The 3,040-nt window shown below is 53.7% G+C and carries 2 protein-coding genes; both read left to right on the top strand.

Annotation, left to right across the window (positions count from 1 at the left end; translation table 11 throughout):
• Positions 1–342, top strand: a 342-nt coding sequence (locus tag ACEW8P_RS21680) for a LytR/AlgR family response regulator transcription factor (RefSeq protein WP_373515160.1), incomplete at its 5' end; no start/stop codon positions are given.
• Positions 343–464: 122 nt separating this feature from the next.
• Complete coding sequence (locus tag ACEW8P_RS21675) at positions 465–2,861, top strand: carboxypeptidase regulatory-like domain-containing protein (protein ID WP_373515159.1); 2,397 nt, start codon at positions 465–467, stop codon at positions 2,859–2,861.
• Positions 2,862–3,040 lie beyond the last annotated feature (179 nt).

Raw genomic sequence — 3,040 nt, 5'->3', positions numbered from 1 at the left:
ACCTACAAGGAACGGCTGCTGGTCAAAACGGGACAGCAACTCACCTACCTGCTCACCGAGTCGCTGGCTTACCTGTATTCCGAAGACGGCCTAACCTTCGCTACCGATACCCACGGCAAGCGGTGGATTTTGGAAAACTCGCTCGATGAGGGGGAGGGCTTTCTCAATCCGAAATACTTCTTCCGCACCAACCGCAAAATGATTCTGCACCTGCAAAGCATCCGCCACATTTCGGTTTATTTTAATAGTCGCCTAAAACTGGAACTACTACCGCTGCCCTCTTTTGAGGTGATTGTCAGTCGGGAACGGGTGAATGATTTTAAAAAATGGCTGGATGCCTAAACGACTCACCGGGCCGATGGCACAACTGAACGAACCCAGCCGACGGATCACCAGAAAGCGGTAGGGTACGTCGGTTGAATTCCAAATCTTTGTAGCGTAATCAACTAGAACCAAACGCTACTATGAAAACGCTACTCTTTCTTACCAGCTTGATGTTAAGCGTCGGAACGGTCTTGGCGCAAACCGCCGAACCTGAACGCAAGTCGTTCACACAAACCATCCGAGGGACTATTCTAGATGCCGCTTCCCGGGCGCCCGTGCCGGGTGCCACCGTGCAGGTATTGGATAGCAAACCCACACTCGGCACCGTGGCCGACGCCGATGGCCGCTTTCGCATTGCCGGCGTTCCCGTAGGTCGGGTAAGGCTGAAAATTACCTCGCTGGGCTATGAGGAAATTCTGCTCAGCGAAGTGACCCTCAATACGGGTAAGGAAGTCGTGCTGAACCTGGCGATGAACGAAAGTATTTCGAATCTCGACGAAGTGACGGTTTCCTACAACCGCTCGGAAGACCGCACCGTGGCCAACAACGAGATGGCGACCGTCAGCGCCCGGCCCTTCAACGCAGCCGAGACGCTGCGCTACGCAGGCAGCCTGGGTGATCCCTCGCGGATGGCAGCCAACTTTGCCGGGGTAAGCGGGGCGAACGACGCCCGTAACGATATCATTGTTCGGGGCAACTCGCCTGCCTCACTGCTTTGGCGGCTCGAAGGCGTCAACATCCCCAACCCCAACCACTTCGGGGCGCTAGGTACCTCGGGTGGGCCAGTATCGATGCTGAACACCAACCTGCTGGCAAAATCAGACTTCCTGACGGGGGCCTTTCCGGCGGAGTACGCCAATGCCCTGGGTTCGGTCTTCGACCTGAGGCTAAGGAAGGGTAACGACGAGAAGCGCGAGTTTTTGGGACAAATGGGCTTCAATGGCCTGGAATTGGGTGCTGAAGGGCCCTATTCTAAAAAATCGAAAGCGTCATATCTGGTCAATTACCGCTACTCATTTTTTGGGTTGTTAAAAAACGTCGGTTTCGAGCTGGCCGGGACGCCCAACTATCAAGACTTCACCTTCAAGACAGACATTCCCGTGGGGAAGCGAGGAACATTGTCGGCCTGGACGCTAAATGGAAAGAGCAATATCGCGTTTTTAGGAAAAGACGTGGACACCGAACAACTGGATGCCTACGGTGAGGAAAATACGAATACCCGCGTAAGGTACGCCTCATACATTGGTGCCGTTTCCTATGAACACCGCTTTTCCAACCAAACCTACGGCAAGCTAACCCTCTCTGGCTCCCACACCAAACAGCACTTCGATGGCGACACGGTGATTTATAGAAATGACGCAGCCAAAAAAATCGACCGGGAAATTGCGACGGGCCAATCGGAATTCGCGCAGCAGAAGTGGTCGGCTAATGCTTCGCTGACGCACAAGTTCAACGCCAAAGACAAGTTTTCGGCGGGCGTCATTTCGGATTTGCTCAGCTACGACCTGCGCGACGATCTGCTGTACCCGGTGGCCTCAACCAGCCGTGACGTCACGGGTCAAACGCTGCTCACGCAACTATACGCCCAGCATAAGCACCGCTTTAACGAACGCCTGACGCTCAACGCCGGACTTAGTTTCCTGCACCTGGCCTTGAACAATTCAACCGCCCTCGAACCACGCCTCGGCGTTAGTTATCAGGTAGGGAAATCCGGTTCGCTGAATGCCGCCTACGGTCTAAACAGCACTATGCAGCCCATCCTGACGTATTTTTACCAAAACCGGCAGCCTGATGGCAACTATAAAATGACCAACCAAGATCTTGGATTCACCCGCAGTCATCACGCCGTGCTGGGCTACGACCAGATGCTGACCAGCACCCTGCGCCTGAAACTGGAAGCCTACCACCAATGGCTGTTCGATGCCCCGGTTGACCGTATGCCCAGCTATTTCTCTATGTTGACTTCAGGAACCGACTTCGGTCCCACCGACCGGGGTAACCTCGTCAATGATGGGACAGGACGGAACTATGGTCTGGAACTGACGTTGGAAAAGTTTTTTTCTAATAATTATTACTTCCTCGCCACAGTCTCGCTCTTCGAGTCAAAGTACAAGGGCAGCGACAAGATCGAGCGCAACACGCCTTTTAATAATAATTACGTGCTGAACCTACTGGCGGGGCGCGAGTTTCGGCTGGGTCGCCGCAACAATGTGCTGAGCATTAACTGGAAAATGACGACCGCTGGCGGCCGATTTGTAACGCCAATCGACTTTGCCGCTTCCGCCGAGCGCGGCCAGCAAGTGAACGATTACAACCGCGCCTTTTCGAGTCAGCAGACACCCTACTTCCGCACCGACCTAAAAATAGGCTACAAAATCAACCGCCGCCGCCTGACCCACGAAATAGCGCTGGATTTGCAAAATCTGACCAACAACCAAAATATCTTCCAGCAAGCCTACAACCCCCGCACCAATACTGTCGGCACCGCCTACCAGCAGGGCTTTCTGCCGCTGCCGTTTTATCGGCTGACCTTTTGAAATTTCAAATTTTCATACGACAAACGCCAGGCGGCGGCGCTGCATGGGGCTGGGTTTCGCACCCGGAGAGGCAAGATTTTCCAGCCAGTGCAAGTGCAGCGCTACAAATTGGAAAGGCGTGATAAACGGAGTAGCTGGTTTCATCGGGAAATTTGACTCAATTAATCTGCGAAACGTAT

This window comes from Persicitalea sp. (genome assembly GCF_041751555.1).
Classification (GTDB): domain Bacteria; phylum Bacteroidota; class Bacteroidia; order Cytophagales; family Spirosomataceae; genus Persicitalea.
Note: the sequence above shows the minus strand (reverse complement) of the source record. Positions and strands in the feature narration are given on the sequence as shown.

Coding starts and splice junctions, on each gene's coding strand:
- ACEW8P_RS21675 (WP_373515159.1), top strand. CDS start 465: ATGAAAACGCTACTCTTTCTTACCAGCTTGATGTTAAGCGTCGGAACG.